Annotated in this window: 14 protein-coding genes; 1 reads left to right on the forward strand and 13 read right to left on the reverse strand. The window is 44.9% G+C overall.

All coding sequences use genetic code 11. The annotated features are described in order from the left end of the window. Window positions 1-77: 77 nt before the first annotated feature. From rho to gatC, 7 genes are all read right to left on the reverse strand, one after another. On the reverse strand, window positions 78-2,081 hold the full coding sequence (gene rho, locus ACTJLE_RS00290) for a transcription termination factor Rho (RefSeq protein ID WP_481266939.1): 2,004 nt from the start codon (window positions 2,079-2,081) through the stop codon (window positions 78-80). A gap of 348 nt (window positions 2,082-2,429) precedes the next feature. Continuing rightward, the gene (locus ACTJLE_RS00295; RefSeq protein WP_481266940.1) at window positions 2,430-4,049 is read right to left on the reverse strand and encodes an NAD(P)/FAD-dependent oxidoreductase; all 1,620 of its coding nucleotides are present in this window, start codon (window positions 4,047-4,049) and stop codon (window positions 2,430-2,432) included. Between the two features lie 91 nt (window positions 4,050-4,140). Beyond that, entirely contained in the window at window positions 4,141-4,455 is a 315-nt protein-coding gene (locus tag ACTJLE_RS00300; RefSeq protein ID WP_004105898.1) for a DUF2469 domain-containing protein, read from the reverse strand. Continuing rightward, on the reverse strand, window positions 4,452-5,378 hold the full coding sequence (locus ACTJLE_RS00305; protein ID WP_481266941.1) for a GNAT family N-acetyltransferase: 927 nt from the start codon (window positions 5,376-5,378) through the stop codon (window positions 4,452-4,454). The genes ACTJLE_RS00300 and ACTJLE_RS00305 overlap by 4 nt, the downstream gene beginning before the upstream one ends. Window positions 5,379-5,591: 213 nt before the next feature. Next, the gene (gene gatB, locus ACTJLE_RS00310) at window positions 5,592-7,091 is read right to left on the reverse strand and encodes an Asp-tRNA(Asn)/Glu-tRNA(Gln) amidotransferase subunit GatB (protein ID WP_481266942.1); all 1,500 of its coding nucleotides are present in this window, start codon (window positions 7,089-7,091) and stop codon (window positions 5,592-5,594) included. Window positions 7,092-7,123: 32 nt separating this feature from the next. Next, window positions 7,124-8,665: an Asp-tRNA(Asn)/Glu-tRNA(Gln) amidotransferase subunit GatA gene (gatA, locus tag ACTJLE_RS00315; RefSeq protein WP_481266943.1), complete on the reverse strand. Its 1,542-nt coding sequence runs from the start codon at window positions 8,663-8,665 to the stop codon at window positions 7,124-7,126. Window position 8,666: 1 nt separating this feature from the next. After that, window positions 8,667-8,963: an Asp-tRNA(Asn)/Glu-tRNA(Gln) amidotransferase subunit GatC gene (gene gatC, locus ACTJLE_RS00320; RefSeq protein WP_004126322.1), complete on the reverse strand. Its 297-nt coding sequence runs from the start codon at window positions 8,961-8,963 to the stop codon at window positions 8,667-8,669. A gap of 517 nt (window positions 8,964-9,480) precedes the next feature. On the opposite strand from gatC, the gene vly reads away from it, so the two are divergent. Beyond that, window positions 9,481-11,031 carry a cholesterol-dependent cytolysin vaginolysin gene (vly, locus tag ACTJLE_RS00325; RefSeq protein ID WP_481266944.1) on the forward strand — a complete coding sequence of 517 codons (1,551 nt, stop codon included), beginning with the start codon at window positions 9,481-9,483 and terminating at the stop codon, window positions 11,029-11,031. Window positions 11,032-11,253: 222 nt separating this feature from the next. On the opposite strand, the gene ACTJLE_RS00330 is transcribed toward vly, so the two are convergent. The 6 genes from ACTJLE_RS00330 to clpB all read right to left on the reverse strand — a co-directional run bounded on the left by ACTJLE_RS00330 (window position 11,254) and on the right by clpB (window position 19,296). Continuing rightward, on the reverse strand, window positions 11,254-12,228 hold the full coding sequence (locus ACTJLE_RS00330; RefSeq protein ID WP_481266945.1) for an ABC-2 transporter permease: 975 nt from the start codon (window positions 12,226-12,228) through the stop codon (window positions 11,254-11,256). Then, window positions 12,225-13,217: an ATP-binding cassette domain-containing protein gene (locus ACTJLE_RS00335; RefSeq protein WP_481266946.1), complete on the reverse strand. Its 993-nt coding sequence runs from the start codon at window positions 13,215-13,217 to the stop codon at window positions 12,225-12,227. Before ACTJLE_RS00335 ends, ACTJLE_RS00330 begins: the two co-directional genes overlap by 4 nt. Before the next feature lie 131 nt (window positions 13,218-13,348). Further along, complete coding sequence (locus ACTJLE_RS00340; RefSeq protein WP_004114127.1) at window positions 13,349-14,155, reverse strand: TrmH family RNA methyltransferase; 807 nt, start codon at window positions 14,153-14,155, stop codon at window positions 13,349-13,351. 57 nt (window positions 14,156-14,212) lie between these two features. Further along, entirely contained in the window at window positions 14,213-15,142 is a 930-nt protein-coding gene (locus ACTJLE_RS00345) for a hypothetical protein (protein WP_481266947.1), read from the reverse strand. Between the two features lie 58 nt (window positions 15,143-15,200). After that, window positions 15,201-16,541 carry a DNA recombination protein RmuC gene (locus tag ACTJLE_RS00350; protein WP_481266948.1) on the reverse strand — a complete coding sequence of 447 codons (1,341 nt, stop codon included), beginning with the start codon at window positions 16,539-16,541 and terminating at the stop codon, window positions 15,201-15,203. 160 nt (window positions 16,542-16,701) lie between these two features. Continuing rightward, on the reverse strand, window positions 16,702-19,296 hold the full coding sequence (clpB, locus tag ACTJLE_RS00355; RefSeq protein ID WP_481266949.1) for an ATP-dependent chaperone ClpB: 2,595 nt from the start codon (window positions 19,294-19,296) through the stop codon (window positions 16,702-16,704). Window positions 19,297-19,367: the final 71 nt, after the last annotated feature.

Below are 19,367 nucleotides of genomic sequence, written 5' to 3' on the forward strand. Positions count from 1 at the left end.
TGTCAGTCTGCAGCTTAAAAATAAAATTTAAATTATTTATTTAAATTATTTATTTATTTACTTACTTATTTATTTATTTACGCAACGTTTTGCGTAGAAGTTCCGTTTGTAGAACCGTTAGCTTGCTGAACAATAGCAGCTAAGAAATCACGATTCGAAGCAGTCTTCTTTAATCGCGGAATCAAAGTTTGATAAGCTTGCTCAGCTTCAAGGCCGCCAAATAGACGACGCAAGCGATAAATAACAGGCAAATCTGCAGCTGGCGTAATCAATTCTTCACGACGAGTTCCAGAAGCGTTAATATCTACTGCTGGGAAGAGACGCTTATCTGCCAAATCACGGCTCAAACGCAACTCCATATTGCCAGTTCCCTTGAACTCTTCGAAAATAACTTCATCCATCTTGGAACCAGTTTCAACCAATGCGGAAGAAATAATCGTCAAAGAACCGCCGTCTTCAATATTTCGAGCTGCACCAAAGAACTTCTTTGGTGGGTACAAAGCTTGTGCGTCCACACCGCCGGAAAGAATACGACCCGAAGCAGGTGCTGCAATGTTATAAGCACGCGCCAAACGAGTCATAGAATCAAGCAACACTACAACATCCTGACCAAGCTCTACTAAACGCTTAGCTCGCTCAATAGCAAGCTCTGCAACAGTAGTATGATCCGTTGCTGGGCGATCAAAAGTAGAAGAAATCACTTCGCCCTGAACAGTGCGCTCCATATCGGTAACCTCTTCTGGGCGCTCGTCTACAAGCACAACCATAAGATGAACTTCAGGATTGTTAGTGGTAATAGCATTAGCAATATTCTGAAGCGTAATGGTTTTGCCAGCTTTTGGAGGAGACACAATCAAACCACGCTGACCCTTACCAATAGGTGCAATCAAATCGATTACGCGACCAAGCATGCGATTAGCAGTAGTTTCTTGGCGTAAGCGTTCGTTAGGATACAGCGGCGTAAGCTTAGCAAATTGCGGACGATTCTGAGCCTCTTCAACGCTCATTCCATTAATGCTGTTAATGGATTGCAAAGGAACAAACTTTTGCCTTTGGTTGCGTCGGTCTCCATCGCGAGGAGCACGAATAGAGCCTTGCACAGCGTCGCCCTTGCGCAAACCGTACTTCTTAATTTGGCTCATTGACACGTAAACATCGTTAGGTCCAGGCAAATATCCAGAAGTGCGCACAAATGCGTAAGATTCCAAAACGTCAACAATACCTGCGACTGGAACTAACTCTTCTTGAGGCTCTTCATGACGAGATTCTCGTGGTTCTCGCAATTCGCGATCTTCACGTTCGTCACGATTGTCACGATTGTCACGAACGTCGCGATTATCACGGCTGTCGCGATCAAGACGAGAATTACGCTCAGCACGATCTTGACGGTCATTGCGCTCAGCACGACGATCATCACGATCATCTCGCTCTGCGCGATCCATGCGATCAGAACGCTCTGAACGGTCAGCAAATTCTGAACGATTATCGTCATAATCGCGAACGCGACCACGCATACGGCGCTGGAAACGGTCGCCGCGATTTGCTTGCTCTTCACGATCAAAATCACGTGCAGAGCGCTGACGACGAGAATCTGCATCACCGCGCGAATCTTCACCTGGCAAAGTTGCCAAAATTTGATCCAAATCGCGAGAATTTACATCTTCCTGACGACGCTCACGATTATTGTTGCGATCATCCGCAGAACGGCGGCGCTGGAACGCATTGTTACGATTAGATTCGCGACGATAATTTTTAGATTCAAAATCATAATCATCGCGTGAATGACGCTCGCTATCGATATTTGGAACCAGATTTTCCAGCTCCTCTAAATCTTTATCATCATTTAATGATTTAACGTCTTCATTATCTGCACTAATATTTGCAGAATTATTAGCTCCCATAGAATTGTCAGGCACGCGAACGCTTACACCAGCAGGCGCTTCTCCCCCGTTGCGCGCAGCTGTCAATGTTGCTAACAATTCAGGCTTACGCATAGTTGAAGTGCCACGCAAACCCATTTGCTTCGCGAGATCTTTCAATTCTGAAAGCTTCATTTTCTCAAGATTCTGGCTTGTTGCCACAATTTTACCTTTCCTTAACTCACGCGGAATATACTGCCGGCAAGCTTTTACATGGAAGATTACGGAATATCCGTCACGAACCCGCTGCTATTACATAACTATGTATACAACAACGAACAGTATGTATGCTACTACAGCTCTACGACGCTGCAAAACGCGACGCGCCCTAATTTTGATTATTTTTAATTTCAATTTTTATTGAATTGGTAAGCAAACAAAAAGCGCTAATAATCGTAAATTAATATCCACAATTATTAGCGCTTAATAAGAATTTGATAATTGCGAATAAAGCAAAATTACCAAATTATATTTTTATATTAAATTATTTATGCTTACTACTTTTGTTTATTATTTCTTTTCGTGGTAAGACTTTTCAGTATTTACAGACCACACATTAGCTTTAGAAGTTTCGCCGTCACGAATATCTTTTACAGCTTCGATTGCGGTTGCCATGGAGTGATCCTGGTTGTTATAACGGTGCTGGCCGTTTCGACCAACGCAATACAAATTACCGAAGCTATCCAAATACTTAATAAGCTCAGGCATTTGCGCATAAGTGTCGAAATACGCTGGGTAAGCCTTTGGAACGCGCTCACGGTGAGAATCAAGCACATCCTCTTCGCCGTTAATAACCTGCATACGAGTTAACTCGTCAATTGCCATAGCGCGAGCTTCTTCATCGCTCATATTCCAGAAGTCGTCGCCTTCTTCGCAGAAGTACTCAAGACCAATCCAAACAGTGTTGTCAACATCCTTAACGAGATATGGACTCCAGTTGTTGAAGATTTGCAAACGACCAACTTTATAACCAGGATCCTGAACGTAAATCCAGCAATCTGGAACAATTGGCGGATTACCAAGAGTAGGAATGGTTGTTGTATTACGCAAACGCACGCGCTTAACAAGCAAACCAACAGTTACAAAGTCGCGATAAGGCAAACCTTTAGCCACACGCTGCATTTCAGCTGGGACTTCAGCCTTTGCATCGCCGTTTGCACCCTGCTCAAGAGCTGCAACCAAATCCTTAATTGGCATAGAAGATATGAATTTATCTGCATGCAACTCGGAACGTTCACCATTCGCATCTTCAATAACAACTTCAGAAATCTTGCCATTGTTTTGCTTAATAGCAACTACTTTGGCATCGGTGCGAACAGTAGCGCCATTTTCACGGCAACGACGTTCAACAGTTTCCCATAACTGGCCAGGGCCTAACTTTGGATACCAGAATTCCTCAATTAAAGAGGTTTCTACTTCCTTCTTCTTGCCGTTCTTCTTAGGGAAAAGCTTAGAGAATGCATTCTTAAGCACTTCTACAATGCTTAAGCCCTTAACGCGCTGAGCACCCCAATCTGCAGAAATCTGGCTTGGGTGCCTGCCCCAAAGCTTCTCGGTGTAGCCTTCGAAGAACATCGAATAAAGCTTCTTGCCAAAGCGATTAATATAGAAGTTCTCAAGATTTGTTTCTGGAAGCTTATGAATCATCGACCAAAGGTAGCTAAAACCAACCTGCATAGTCAAAACAAAGCCCATAGAGCGCAACGTGGCTGCAGAAAGCGAAATTGGGTAATCAAAGAAATGATGATTCCAGAAAATACGAGAAACGCGGTGACGCTTCAACATCACTTCGTCTTCAACTTCAGGATCTGGACCACCTGGTTCCAAGTCATGGTGACGACCAAGCTTCTTGTCATCGTATGAAGGAGCACCCTGCAAAGGTAACATTTCGCGCCACCATTGCATAATGCGATCATCCTTCGAGAAGAATCGGTGACCGCCAATATCCATACGATTACCGTTGTACTTCACAGTGCGAGAAATACCGCCAAATTCACGCGTGGCTTCAAGCACTGTTACGTCATAGCGACTAGAGCCGCCATCTTTAACGAGTTCCCAGGCTGCCGTCAACCCTGCCGGACCGCCACCAATAATTACCACAGATTCCTTTGGGGATTGTGTATCCGTCACTTGTCCTCCATACCTAAATACATCAATTTTTACAAAAACACAGTTGAGTGCTTAGTAAAATTTCTATATATCTTTATTGAGCATACGCGCATCACGCGATAGATTCAGGAATGTCAATGTCTGTTTTCTGAACTTCTTCAACATTTACATCCTTAAAAGTTACGATGCGAACATTTTTAACAAAACGCGAAGGTCGGTACACATCCCATACCCAAGCGTCAGTAAGTTGCACATCAAAATATACGTCTTGTCCAGCAGAGCGAACATTAAAATCGACTTTATTAGCTAAATAAAATCGTCGCTCTGTTTCCACGACATAAGTAAAAAGCTTAATAACATCACGATATTCTTTGTATAACGCAAGTTCAGCATCAGTTTCATAATTGTCGAGATCTTCGGCGCTCATTGCTTCCCTTCCGTACTGGTGTTATTAGTGTTACGCTTGCGGCCGCGACCTATAATACGCCACCATGCTCGCTTTGAAGACGAGCTTTCTGCATTATTAGAATTATACGGCCATGATTCATCAAGATTATCATGACGCACGGGTATAGCCACAGAATGTTCATGCGCACTTAATGCTTCAGATACACCAGGATTTTCCTCAATAACATGCAATCCAAAAGCATCAAGCGAACGAATAGCATCATACTCGTCCACAATCGTATCCATAACTATAAAATCTTGATATTTTTGATGCTCAGCATCCCAAAGAGCATCGCGAGCTGTGCCAGTTTGCATAAAACCAAGCGACTGGTACACAGAAAGCGAGCGGGCATTAGTTGCAGGCACACCAACCCAAATTCGGTGCAATCCAAGACCTGCAGGCTCAGAAGCAAAACCGTATGTCATAACTCGAGGCATTGCGTCACGAGAATAGCCGCGGCCGCGATAATCCTTACCAAGCACAACCTGAATACGTGCAGAGCGAGACCAACCGTCAACATCGATAAGAAAAATCATGCCGATAATTGCGCCGCTAGTATTCTTAACATCGTCTAAAACATCAGGAACAATAGCCCACGCAATTGTAGGGCGAGACTGCGCATCGCTAGCAAATCTACACAATTCAGATTCATTTTGAGCGGAAAAACCATCATGCGACCACTGAACAGAACGTTCAACCCACGCATGAACCATTGCTCGCTCTGACTGAGAATCCTTGCCTGTAATTACTGCAGCGCCGTCAAATGCACACAATTCGTCCATTCTTAGCAAATCATCGCACGTTGCAGGACGCAGTTTTGCCATTTCTCCACGAATTGGAGGAATTACTATAGATTTTGCTAACTCGCGAGAGTTGTTCACACCGTCATTGGTTTGTTGCATACTCACCTACTTGTTTTTACCTCTAAATTAAGGCCATCAGCATAATACATGATAATCCACAAACTATAAAGCGCGCTATGAAGCAAATAGTAAATTCTGCGTACTTACTACATGTAACAAACTAATTTGTGCACGTAGTAAGCACGCATCACTTACTTTTCAATATAAATTGCGTTATTGCAGCAAAGCGTTTGCGCAATTTGTTTTTTAATTTCAGCCTTTGATTTTTGCCATTACAATCTTAGTAACAGCTTTAGCGTCAGCTTGACCCTTAGTTGCGCGCATAACAGCACCAATAATTGCGCCCATCGGCTTCATATTGCCTGCCTTAAGCTTTTCTGCAACTTCAGGATCGGCTGCAAGAGCAGCGTCAACAGCAGCTTCCAAAGCGCCGTCGTCATTCATAACCTTGAATCCGTGCTTATTAACAACTTCATCAGGCTTACCCTCGCCAGCCAAAACGCAAGCAACAGTTTGCTTAGCGAGCTTGTCGTTAAGCTTGCCGTCCGCAATCAGCTTTTCAACTTCAGCTACGTCTTCTGGAGTAATAGGCAATTCTTCCAAAGTTACTCCACGAGCGTTCGCTTCGCGAGCAAGCTCACCAAGCCACCACTTCTTAGCGCCTGCTGCAGTTGCTCCAGCTTTAACGGTTTCTTCAACCAAATCAAGAGCATCTGCGTTCAAAATATCGCGCATTTCAAGATCGCTAATACCCCATTCGCTTTGCAAACGGTTACGGCGCTCACGAGGCATTTCTGGCATTTCGGCCTTCATGCGCTCAATATGCTCCTTAGTGATGTGAAGCATAACCAAATCAGGATCTGGGAAGTAACGATAATCGTCAGCATCCGACTTTACGCGACCGCCAGCAGTAATCTGAGTTGCTTCATCCCAGTGACGGGTTTCCTGCAAAATCTCGCCGCCTTCGCTCAAAATAGCAGCCTGACGACGAATCTCATATTGCAATGTCTTTTCAATACCTCGGAATGTGTTCACATTCTTTGTTTCGGAACGCGTACCAAATGGATCAGTTGGCTTTCTGCGAAGCGAAACGTTCACGTCAGCACGCATATTGCCCTGCTCCATGCGAGCGTGGGAAATGTTAAGAGCGCGAACAATATCGCGGATTGCACGCATATAAGCACCAGCAATTTCTGGAGCGCGTGAACCCGCACCCTCGATTGGCTTAGTTACAATCTCGATTAAAGGCACTCCTGCACGATTGTAATCAACCAAAGAATGATTTGCGCCTTCAATACGACCGTCAGCGCCACCAACGTGCGTATTCTTACCAGCATCATCCTCAATATGAGCGCGCTCAATCGGCACGCGGAACACAGTGCCATCTTCCAGCTCAACATCCAAGTAACCGTTGCCATTAGTAGGCTTGTCGTACTGGGAAATCTGGTAATCGCGAGGCATATCTGGGTAGAAGTAGTTTTTACGAGCAAACTGGCTCCACTCAGCAATTTCGCAATGTAAAGCCAAACCAAGCTTAATTGCATAATCAACTGCAGTCTTGTTTACAACTGGCAAAGAGCCTGGCAAACCAAGGCTTACAGGCGTTAACTGAGTATTTGGCTCGCCACCAAACGATACTTCCGCCGGGCAGAACAGCTTAGTGCGAGTGCAAAGCTCAACGTGGGTTTCCAAACCGAATACTGGGTCAAACTGCTCCACAGCATCGGCATATTTCATAAGTTTTTCAGCCATGAGAATCCTTCTTACTTAAGCTTTACTTCACTTTACTTAGCCAATGAATCGAGCCAACCAGCTTTAAGCGACTTCCAAATTGGGCCGCCCCACTGTTCTTCGAGCGCTGCTTCCAACGCTGCTGCAGGCTTGTACATCTTCTCATCATGGCATTGCGGAGCAATAATCTGAATGCCAACAGGTAAGCCATCGTCGCTTAAGCCTGCTGGAAGGCTCAAAGCTGGAACGCCAGCCATATTTGCAGGAATCGTAGCAATATCATTCATGTACATAGAAAGCGGATCGTTCATCTTTTCGCCAAACTTAAATGCCGTTGTAGGGCTTGTTGGAGAAACGAGAACATCTACTTTCTTAAATGCTTCTTCAAAATCGCGAATAATAAGAGTACGAACTTTTTGAGCAGAACCGTACCATGCGTCGTAATAACCTGCAGAAAGTGCGTAAGTGCCGAGAATAATACGGCGCTTTACTTCGTCACCGAAGCCAGCTTCACGAGTTGCAGCCATCATATTTGCTGCAGTCTGAGGCTTGTCTGCTGGCGGCATTACGCGCAAACCGTAACGCATACCATCGTAACGAGCCAAGTTGGAGCTTACTTCTGAAGGCATAATAATGTAGTATGCAGCCAAAGAATAAGGGAAGTGAGGGCAGGAAACTTCCGTAACTTCTGCACCCATATCTTTAAGCAGCTGCACAGCTTCGTTAAAGCGAGCTTCAACACCTGGCTGGAAGCCATCGCCACTAAGCTCCTTAACAAGACCAACCTTAACGCCCTTCAAATCACGGCGAGCGCCTTCACGCGCAGCCTGAGCCATTGGAGGAACAGGTGCTGGAATAGAAGTAGAGTCGCGCCTATCGTTGCCGCCAATAATCTCCTGCAAAAGCGCAGAATCAAGAACGGTACGAGAAACAGGACCAATCTGATCCAAGGAACTTGCCATGGCGATTGCACCAAAACGGCTAACTCCGCCGTAAGTTGGCTTTGCGCCAACGGTACCAGTTAAAGCACCAGGCTGGCGAATAGAGCCGCCGGTATCTGTGCCCAAAGCAATAGGAGCTTCGAATGCAGCAACAGCAGCTGCGGAACCGCCACCGGAACCGCCAGGAACGCGCTCAGTATCCCAAGGGTTGCAAGTGGTTTGGTAAGCAGAATGCTCGGTAGAAGAACCTTGAGCAAACTCGTCAAGATTTGTTTTACCTAAGATTGGCATTCCAGCTGCCTTAAGCTTTTCAATAACTGTAGCGTCGTAAGGCGGCACCCAGCCTTCAAGAATCTTGGAAGCTGCAGTGGTAGGAATGCCTTTAGTAACAATCATATCTTTAATTGCAATTGGCACGCCTGCAAGCTCAGGCAATCCTTCAGCTTCGCCATTAGCATTCTTTTTATCAAAAGCATCTGCTTGCTCGAGTGCAATATCTGCAGAAACATGCAAGAAAGCCTTAATCTCAGGCTCAGCAGATTCGATTACTGCCAAGTGAGCCTCAACAAGCTCGCGGCTAGAAACTTCTTTAGCTTTTACAGCTTCTGCCATTTGAGCAGCAGAAAGCTTTACTAAATCTTGAGTATTCGACATATCACTCCTCCCCCAAAATGCGAGGTGCTACAAACATGCCAGACTCACTCTTAGGAGCACCAGAAAGCGCTTCTTCCTGAGTTAATGGCGTAGCAGGCACATCAGGGCGCAAATAAGCTTCCAGAGGTACTGGATTTGCAGTAGGTGGCACATCTTCGCCAGCAACTTCCTGCACTTTATTAATAGATTCTGCAATGACGTTTAACTCGCCCTGCAAGCGACTGATTTCTTCGTCGCTTAAAGCAATCTGGGAAAGAACACCCAGATGCTCAATTTCTTCTCGTGTGAATGTAGGCATAACCTCAACTATATGTGTGATACGTGACCTTCGCATAGTAAAAAAGTAATGTGGATAAAAGCTTTGCATACATTATTGCCACAATATTTTTTATATCTTATATACATTTTTATTTATTCATATTTTTGTAGAAGTTATGTCTGATTTTCAAAAAATTTTCTTATAACATGCGAGCGATGACTTTTAGGTAGATTTTGCACATATTTTCACAAAATTATTACGTGTAGAAAATTGCAAAAATCACGCTTTTGTGCATGTCAACACGCCGTAAGACCAAAAACGACGTAACAAAATAGTGTTGGTATTTCAACATTATTTAAACATTTGTTTGAAGAATAAAAAATTATTTTATGCAACTAACACATAAATAAAAAGTGTGTAATAATCAAGTGATGTGAGGAGCTGAAACCTAATGCAGTGAAGCATATAATGCACAGAAGCACATAAAATGCAGCATCTCGCTAAAAAATAATCTAAAAATCATAATCGAAAAATAACACAAAATCGAAGGACACATATGAAGAACACAAAGTTCTACCGTAATGCAGCAATGTTGTTGCTTGCAGGCGCAACTATTATTCCACAGGGATTGGCAGCACCAGCAATGGCCGCTCCTGCACCAAAAGCTCCAGAACCAGCTCCATCTTGCGCAGCTAAAAAGGATGCTTTGAACAATTATTTGTGGGATTTGCAATACGATAAAACAAACATTCTCGCCCGTCATGGCGAAAAACTTGACAACAAATTCTCCAGCGATAGCTTCAACAAAGGCGGCGAATTCGTAGTTGTTGAGCATCAAAAGAAGAACATCACCAATACAACATCAAACTTGTCGGTTACTTCCGCCAACAATGATCGCGTATACCCAGGTGCTCTGTTCCGCGCTGACCAGAATTTGATGGACAATATGCCAAGCCTTATTTCCGCAAACCGCGCTCCAATCACACTGAGCATTGATTTGCCAGGCTTCCACGGCGGCGAAAGTGCTGTAACTGTTCAGCACCCAACAAAGAGCTCTGTGACCTCTGCAGTAAATACCTTAGTTTCTAAGTGGAACGCTCAGTATGCGGCAAGCCATCATGTGGCAGCTCGTATGCAGTACGATTCTGCAAGCGCACAAAGCATGAACCAGCTTAAGGCTAAGTTCGGTGCTGATTTCGCCAAGATTGGCGTACCGCTGAAGATTGATTTCGATGCTGTACACAAGGGCGAAAAGCAAACGCAGATTGTAAACTTCAAGCAGACTTACTACACCGTAAGTGTTGATGCTCCAGATAGCCCAGCTGACTTCTTCGCACCATGCACCACGCCAGAAAACTTGAAGAACCGCGGCGTTGACAGCAAGCGTCCGCCGGTATATGTGTCCAATGTGGCCTACGGCCGTTCAATGTACGTAAAGTTCGACACCCGCAGCAAGAGCACCGATTTCCAGGCTGCTGTTGAAGCTGCAATCAAGGGTGTTGAAATCAAGCCAAACACCGAGTTCCATCGCATTTTGCAGAACACTTCTGTAACTGCTGTGATTCTCGGCGGCAGCGCTAACGGTGCAGCCAAGGTTGTTACTGGCAACATCGATACGTTGAAGGCTTTGATTCAGGAAGGCGCCAACTTAAGCACCTCCAGCCCAGCAGTTCCAATTGCTTACACCACTTCCTTCGTCAAGGATAACGAAGTAGCAACTTTGCAAACCAATAGCGATTACGTTGAAACCAAGGTTTCTTCCTACCGCAACGGCTACTTGACTTTGGATCACCGTGGAGCTTACGTAGCTCGCTACTACATCTACTGGGATGAGTACGGCACCGAAATTGACGGCACTCCTTACGTACGTTCTCGCGCTTGGGAAGGCAACGGCAAGTATCGTACAGCTCACTTCAACACAACTATTCAGTTCAAGGGCAATGTGCGCAATCTCCGCATCAAGCTTGTTGAGAAGACCGGCTTGGCTTGGGAACCATGGCGTACAGTGTATGACCGTTCCGATTTGCCACTGGTTCGCCAGCGCACAATCAAGAACTGGGGCACCACCTTGTGGCCACGAGTTGCTGAAACTGTGAAGAACGACTGATACTTATCACAATTTCAAAAAATAACTTAATAAAATAATTTAAAAAGATAATTTAATAAATATAACTTAATAAATATAACTTAATAAAGATAACTTAATAAATAATTGATAATTAAATATAAGTGAATACAACAAAGGGCTTTATCTTGTAGCCAGTTACGAGATAAAGCCCTTATTTTATTTGTATTATTTATTTTATTTGCGAAATATTATTTAGATATTTTAAATATCGCGATGCTTTTCAATTACGTAGCCAATTGCGTACATAACTACAGCCCAAGCAAGAACCACTAGACCGGACTGCCACCATGTAAAAACATATGCGTTTGGCGGAAGTTGCGGCCCAGAATTAGCGGATGCACCTAAGAATTGGCTTACAGCATTGCCTGGCAAAATCTGAATAAGTATTGAAGTCCACTTCGCAAAATTGCTTGCAAGCATAATAATGCTAACAATTGCCTGCAGAATCATCACGGCTCCAATAACGCACATAATTCCGCCAGCAGTTGACTTGCAAATCATGCCGAAACCATAGGCCATTGCTGCCACAACAACCATGATTGCAGGAGATCCAAGAAGCAGCATAAGCGGCAATTTCCACACGTTGCTTCCAGATAATCCGGAAATGTTATCTCCCATAAAAGCTAATTCTGCAGCAGCTAAAGAAACTGTCATTGCAATAAGTTGGGCTACAAAAACGTAGATTGCAACAGCAATAAACTTAGCAGTAAAGAACATACCCCTTTTAGGTACAGCCGTAAGAGAAGCCTGAATTGAAGTCGTAGAATGTTCCGCGGTTACAGCAAGCACTGCAAAAATCGCCAAAACAATCAAAGATATAGAAGCAAAACTAATAACTAAGCGGAAAATGCCTTCTTGAGATGCAATAAGGTCACTTTTATCGCTCGGTCCAACAGTAATCGCAGCACTTGATTTGCTACCAGCTGCACCATTGTTATTAACGTCAACTTTAGACATTGCTTTCTGCACAAGCGCGATAATAAAACTAAAAATTACTGGCAAAACAATTGTTAATGCCATGCACCACCACGTAGACGCAAGTCCGCGCAGCTTAACAATTTCAGATTTAAGCGTGTGCATAAATGTAAGGCGTAAGTGCTGAGCGTTCATGCTGCGGCCTGTTTTGTAAGAATTGCTCGCCGGATATTCAACAGCTTGTTCAATTTGCCCACTCATTTTGCGCTCCTTCCATCTACATATTGCGTTCCAGTTGCAGCAGTAGTATTTGGCAATGCTTTTGTTACGTACTGCTCCTGGCCGTGCGTAAGAGTCAAATACGCTTCCTCAAGCGAAGCGTGCTCTTGATTTAGCTGATATACCAGAATTTGATTATCTGCAATTTCGCGCGCAATCTGGTTGAGCTCGCATCCTGTTATTCTAAAAAGCTCGCCTTCTTGAACGTCTTGAGGAGTACGAGTATCAGTCACAATCTTGCATTCAGGATTATTCTGAGCAAGCACAGACTTTAGTTTTTCGCCTTCTGGAGTCACAAGTCGCACAGCGTGCTGCGAATGTGCGTCAACAAAATCTTGAACTGTTGTACGTTCCAAAATTTCGCCATGCGCAATAATAACTAAGTTATCTGCAGTTAGCGCAACTTCGCTCATTAAGTGCGAACTAAGTAGTATTGCTCTGCCTTCGCTTGCGTAATACTTGCACAATTCGCGAACCCACTTAACGCCTTCTGGATCCAAACCGTTAATTGGCTCGTCCAAAATAAGATTGTGCGGATCTGCTAAAAGTGCCGCCGCAATCGAAAGACGCTGGCTCATACCGAGCGAGAACGAACCTGCTTTGCGAGTTTTTACACTTGATAATCCCGTGATATCAATCACTTCGTCAACGCGCTTTTTTGATATTCCGTGAGTTAAAGCCAGCGAGTACAAGTGATTGTACGCCGTTCGACCTCTGTGAGCAGACTTTGCGTCAAGAACTGCGCCAACTTCCGTCATTGGAGAGGCAATTTTTGCGTAAGGTTTGCCGTCAATAAGAGAAGTGCCGCTATTTGCATGAATAAGGTTTAATGCGCAACGCATTGTGGTAGATTTACCAGCGCCATTAGGGCCTAAAAAGCCCGTGACTTTGCCGTCTTCAGCGACGAAAGAAACGTCGTTAAGCGCTGTTTTTGCGCCGAAACGCTTTGTAATATGTTGGAATTCTAACATAGCTTAACAGTATCACAAATAAAAAAAAATACACATTAAATGTAAGCGTTTATGAGTACAGGCTGCTGCGTTTTGTAATGCGATTGTTTGTTTGCGATTGTTTGTTTATATTCGCCTGTTTGTAGCTTGTATCAGCAATTTGGTGCTGCATGTTGTGCAATCCACGCGTGCATGGAAACAGCCGCAGCTGCTCCTGCGTTTAGCGAGCGAACAGAGCCGAATTGCGAAATATAAACAACGTCATCCGCCATTTCTAACGCTTTTTTGGAAAGGCCTGGACCTTCTGCACCAAAAAGCATAAGGCAACGTTTAGGGAACTTGTAGTTTTCCATAGCAACAGCGCCTGGAATAATATCGAGCGCTATAACGCGCGCGTTTTTAGCGTCTTGTTCCTTAATATTTGCGATTTTTTCGGCTTCTTTATTGCCTTCTGCTTGTGCTTTAAGCAAAAGTTGATGCGCTTCTTCTGCTTCTTTAAGCATATTTTCGCGCCAATTAGTTACTAGAGTTTCAATAGTTGGGCAGCATTCAACGTATTGGTAAAGCTCAGTCATTAACGAGCCTTTGCGATTCCATTTATGAGGCCCTACGATATACACTTTTTTCGCAGTAAACGCGTTTGCAGTGCGAACCATAGAGCCTATGTTGAAATCGTGAGTCCAATTTTCTACAGCTACTTCAAACTCATGGCGGCCTTTAGAATCGAGATCCGCTTTTATGGCCTCTACTTTCCAGTACCGGTAACGGTCTAAAACGTTACGCTGGTCGCCTTCGTCTAGTAATTCAGTGCTAAACCGCGCATCATAATTTGGCGATTCTGGATTATCTGGACGAGGTTCACCTGGATGCTCGTCTTCCCATGGGCCAACTCCTATAGGTCGGAATTCTGGCTCATCGGAAGCTTTTGCAGCCAAAGTAATTGGATTCGGTTCGTGCATGTGTGAGTTTTGCTCCGTTTAATACTTTTTCTTAGTATTGGCAGCTAGTAATTGCAGCTAGTCTTGGCAGCCGTCAGTTGCGCAATCGCCTGTGCAACCTGACTTGCAGTGACCACCGCAGCAGTTATCTTCACAGCACGGCTCAGTGCAACCATCATGAGCGCAATCACCCGTGCACTCTACTTCGCAATGACCACCGCAGCAATTATCTTCACAGCATGGCTCAGTGCAACCATCATGAGCACAATCACCAGTGCACTCTACTTTGCAATGACCACCGCAGCAATTATCTTCACAGCAAGGCTCAGTGCAACCATCATGCTTGCAATCTCCTGTGCATTTAACCTCGCAATGACCGCCACAGCAGTTGTCGTTGCAGCAATCGTCGTGATCTGCATCTGCACGTAATTCTTCTTCATCGAAAGCTTGAACAAATGCCATTTTAGTACTCTCCTCACTTATTGGATTTACTAATTGAAGATGCCTTGTGCCTTGTTCGTCGGCGTCAACACCACCAATTAATGCAACTATAGCAAGAATTTGCGCGCCTTGCTGATTAACAATGCCAAAATCAAGACTTAATTCATTGCCGTGTCGTAAAGTCACAAGCGAAGAAGTTTGAACATACGATTTTTCAGAAAGCCAAGAGTCAAGTAACAATACTCGCTTGCCTTTAACAGACGGACCTTTTGTTGCAGGGAAAACAAAATCCATAACGAAGCCGTCGAGTGCAATTCCTTTACGTTCTGCAGCATGAATAAGCGCAAAAACCATCGGCACTGCAGCAGCAGTTAACGCACCAATAGCGTCAACATCGCGTTCTAACGAATACCCAGCTTTCTCAATTGCATCAAAAAGAACATCACCAACCAACTTGGAGCCGCGCTGAGCAAAAGTAACAGAAAACAGTTCGCTAAATGGTTTCGCACTCATATCTGCACAAAGCATGCGCTTAAGTTCCGCGCGTTCCTCTTGTAATTCCGTCATTATTACACTCCTTAGCGTTTAGAGTTCTTCAATTTTTGATGCTTTGATGTTTTTATGCTTAACGATCTTCTACTGATACTTCCGGAGCGCTCAGCTCTTTAACATCAGCTTTATCAGAATCTATAAGATCTATTGAAGCAATAACTTTACTTTGATCTAACTTCTGAAGTTTACGCGCTGTTACCAACACTCGCGACTCAAGCGAAGAAGCAAACTTATTGTAAGCTGCAACCGTTCTTGCCAAAGATACGCCAAGTTTTGAAGCATTTTCTCCAAGAACTGCAAAGCGATCATACAATTCTCGAGATAAATCGAAAAGTTCTTTTGCATCATCTGTAAGACTTTGCTGCTGCCATGCGTACGCAACAGACTTAAGCACAGCCCACAAAGTAACTGGAGAAGTGAGTGCTACTTTTTGCGCAAAAGCATCATCCATAAGCGTTGGGTCCGCCTCAAGAGCTGCCTGAAGCAATGCTTCGTTTGGAATAAATGCAACTACAAAGTCTGGTGCTGTTTCAAAAGCCTGCCAATATGCTTTAGCTCCCAATACTCTAACGTGTTCTCGCAAAGCCTTAGCGTGCGCTTTTAGAAGCTCACTCCTTCTAGCCAATTCTTCGTCACTTGCATTATCTGGTATTTCGCAAGCACGCTGATAATCCGCATACGGAACTTTTGCATCAACTGGAATTGTTTTGCCTCCCGGCAGATGCACAACCATATCCGGCCTCTGCTGCTCACCATTTACTCCAGTCACAACAACCTGCGTATCAAAATCAACATGTTCAAGCAAGCCTGCGGATTCCACAATATTCTTTAGCTGAGCCTCACCCCAAGCTCCGCGGACCTTGTTATTTCGCAATGCTGCAGAAAGCGAACTTGTTTCGCGGTCAAGCCTTGTTTGCTGCTCACTTAAGCCTTTAAGCTGAGTGCTCAGCACACCCATTTCTTGCTTGCGTCCTTCTTCAATCTGCGAAACTTTATTCTTCAGAGCTTCAAGATTGTCTTTTACTGGAGCAAGCGCTTCCAAGACTTTACCTTGCTCTTTCAAAGTTTTTTCACGATTTAACCGTTCACGTTCTTCTCGCTCTGCACGCAATTGTTCTTCGCGATTCACTCGCAATTGTTCTGCTTGCTGCGCTTTTAACAGCTCAGACTCCACAAATTTCAATCGCTCAGCAAGCTGCTCTGCTTGTGTGCGATATCGTATAGCCTGATTGCCATTTTCTTGCGCTTGAGCGCGAGCTTGTTCATACTGCGAGCGCAATTCGTTAAATTCGCGTTGACTTACGCCATTAGCGCCTTGCGTTCCAGAGTTGTGCTTAACAATAGCCAGCACAACAATGGCGGTTATTGCTACAGCAACCACCATTAAAACAAGCATCACAATATTATCGAACATACGTTCTATTAAACACTATTGAGTTGACTTTTAAAACATAATTAGACACGTGCATTATCTAATACAAAAATAGCGCGCTGCATACTGGAAAATAATCCAATAAACAGCACGCTTTGTTCGATTTGACTACATTATTTGACTACATTGAAGAATGCAGGAACTACGCAATCTTGAGAGTTACATGGTCGCTAGTATTCTCACAATCCGCAACTACGCGAGCGCCATCATGCACCTTTCCAGAAAGCAGCAATCGCGCAAGTTGATCGCCAATTTCCGTTTGAACCAATCTGCGCAACGGACGAGCACCATAAACTGGATCGTAGCCATGCTCCGCAAGCCAAGCGCGAGCAGAATCACTCACATCCAAGCTAATACGGCGATCACTCAAGCGTGCAGCCACTTGACGAACTTGAATATCCACAATTCCACCAAGCTCTTCGCGGCTCAACGGATGGAACATAACAAGCTCATCCAAACGGTTGATGAACTCTGGCTTAAACTCAGCGTGAACAGCGTTCATAACAGCCTTGCGCTTAGCAGTATCGTCCAAGCCCTCTTGCACAAGGAATTGCGAACCCAAGTTTGATGTCATAATCAAAATCGTATTCGTAAAATCAACCGTTCTACCCTGACCATCAGTCAAACGACCATCATCCAAAACCTGCAACAAAACGTCGAATACTTCTGGATGAGCCTTCTCAACTTCGTCAAAAAGCACTACAGAATACGGACGCCTACGCACAGCTTCAGTAAGCTGACCGCCTTCCTCGTAGCCAATGTAACCAGGAGCAGCACCGATTAGACGCGAAACGGAAGCCTTTTCCATGTACTCGCTCATATCAATGCGAACCATTGCGCGCTCGTCGTCAAACAGGAAGTCGGCAAGAGCCTTTGCAAGCTCCGTCTTACCAACGCCAGTAGGACCCAAGAATAGGAACGAACCAGTTGGGCGATTCGGGTCTGCAATTCCAGCGCGGCTTCTGCGCACAGCATCCGCTATAGCCTGAATTGCTTCGCTTTGACCAACAACGCGCTTAGAAAGCTCCTTTTCCATGTTGAGTAGCTTCTCATTTTCGCCTTGCATCAAGCGACCAACAGGAATGCCAGTCCATTCGCTAACAACTCCTGCAATAGAATCAGCATCAACCTGGTCTGGAACCATCGGCTCTTTCGCTTCACTCTTAGCGTTAGCAGCCTCAGACTCCGCTTCTTCCAAAGCTTTTTGGATGCTTGGAATTTCGCCATACAAAATACGGCTTGCTTGCTCCAAATTGCCTTCGCGCGTAAATTTGTCAGCTTCTACGCGCTTAGCATCGAGTTGCGCTCGCAAATCACCAACCTTGTTATGGCCAGCCTTTTCCGCATCCCAACGCGCTTTCAATCCAGAAAGCTTTTCGCGCGAGTTTGCTAATTCTTCCTGCAACTTTTCTAAACGTTCGCGTGCAGCAGCATCTTCCGCTTTCTTTAATTGCATTTCTTCCATTTCAAGACGCGTAACTTTGCGCTGCAATTCGTCGATTTCTTCTGGCTGAGAATCAAGCTCCATACGCAAGTGAGCTGCCGCTTCATCCACCAAATCAATCGCCTTATCTGGAAGCTGTCTGCCGGTAATATAGCGGTTTGAAAGCGTTGCTGCAGCTACGATTGCATCGTCACTAATAGTCACCTTGTGGTGCGCTTCGTAACGTTGCTTAAGTCCACGCAAAATCGTCACCGTATCTTCAACAGATGGCTCGCCAACGAATACTTGCTGGAATCTGCGCTCAAGTGCCGAATCCTTTTCAATATGCTCACGATACTCGTTAAGCGTAGTTGCACCAACCAAGCGCAGCTCACCGCGCGCAAGCATTGGCTTAAGCATATTGCCAGCATCCATTGAACCTTCTGCAGATCCTGCGCCAACAACAGTGTGAATTTCGTCAATAAACGTAATAATTTGACCGTCTGATTGCTGAATTTCCTTCAACACTGCCTTCAAGCGTTCCTCAAACTCGCCGCGATACTTCGAACCTGCAACCATCGAAGCCAAATCGAGACTGATAAGACGCTTGTTTTGCAAAGTCGTAGGCACATCTCCTGCAACGATTCGCTGAGCCAATCCTTCTACAACTGCCGTTTTACCAACGCCCGGCTCGCCAATTAGCACAGGATTGTTCTTCGTGCGGCGAGAAAGAATCTGAATCACGCGACGAATTTCCTGATCGCGACCAATAACAGGATCAAGCTTTCCTTCGCGAGCGCGCGCAGTCATATCAACAGAATACTTTTCGAGCGCTTTGTAGTTGCCTTCCGCGTCTGGGCTTGTCACTTTTGCGCCTCCACGTACAGTTGGCACAGCTTTTCGCAACGCGTCTGCAGAAACGTTGTACTTTTTGAAAATATCCGCAACTGCATTCGGCGAGCTTGCAACTATGCCAATAAGCATGTGCTCCGTAGAAACGTATTCGTCTCCCATTGAGCGCATTTCTTTTTCGGCTTGACTTAGTGCAGCCAAAAGCTGACGACTTGCATCTGGCTTAGTTGTAGTTGAGCCAGTAGATGAAGGCAATGCCACTAATGCTTTACGAATTTCAGCACCGATTTGTTGCGCATCTGCCCCCGTTTGCGCAATAAGCGCGCGCACTACGCCTTGCTCTTGGCGAAGTAAGGCATCCGCCAAATGCAAAGTGTCAACTTGCGCATTGCCAGCTGCAGCCGCGCTTTGCACAGCATCGCTTAATGCGTCTTGCGCTAAGGTTGTAAACTTTTGTTCCATATCTACCTCATTTCCACGAAAGCTCTAAAACACATTTCAGTTAAGTCAAATCGCTGCAACTTTTGTTGCAA

It is taken from the genome of Gardnerella sp. CCPDSM, from assembly GCF_056754715.1.

Excerpts from the sequence above, each read along its gene's own strand:
- gatB (WP_481266942.1), bottom strand. The coding sequence starts at position 7,091 with ATGGCTGAAAAACTTATGAAATATGCCGATGCTGTGGAGCAGTTTGAC.
- gatC (WP_004126322.1), bottom strand. The coding sequence starts at position 8,963 with ATGCCTACATTCACACGAGAAGAAATTGAGCATCTGGGTGTTCTTTCC.
- gatA (WP_481266943.1), bottom strand. The coding sequence starts at position 8,665 with ATGTCGAATACTCAAGATTTAGTAAAGCTTTCTGCTGCTCAAATGGCA.
- clpB (WP_481266949.1), bottom strand. The coding sequence starts at position 19,296 with ATGGAACAAAAGTTTACAACCTTAGCGCAAGACGCATTAAGCGATGCT.
- ACTJLE_RS00305 (WP_481266941.1), bottom strand. The coding sequence starts at position 5,378 with ATGCAACAAACCAATGACGGTGTGAACAACTCTCGCGAGTTAGCAAAA.
- ACTJLE_RS00300 (WP_004105898.1), bottom strand. The coding sequence starts at position 4,455 with ATGAGCGCCGAAGATCTCGACAATTATGAAACTGATGCTGAACTTGCG.
- ACTJLE_RS00335 (WP_481266946.1), bottom strand. The coding sequence starts at position 13,217 with ATGTTAGAATTCCAACATATTACAAAGCGTTTCGGCGCAAAAACAGCG.
- ACTJLE_RS00330 (WP_481266945.1), bottom strand. The coding sequence starts at position 12,228 with ATGAGTGGGCAAATTGAACAAGCTGTTGAATATCCGGCGAGCAATTCT.
- ACTJLE_RS00345 (WP_481266947.1), bottom strand. The coding sequence starts at position 15,142 with ATGACGGAATTACAAGAGGAACGCGCGGAACTTAAGCGCATGCTTTGT.
- ACTJLE_RS00350 (WP_481266948.1), bottom strand. The coding sequence starts at position 16,541 with ATGTTCGATAATATTGTGATGCTTGTTTTAATGGTGGTTGCTGTAGCA.
- ACTJLE_RS00340 (WP_004114127.1), bottom strand. The coding sequence starts at position 14,155 with ATGCACGAACCGAATCCAATTACTTTGGCTGCAAAAGCTTCCGATGAG.
- vly (WP_481266944.1), top strand. The coding sequence starts at position 9,481 with ATGAAGAACACAAAGTTCTACCGTAATGCAGCAATGTTGTTGCTTGCA.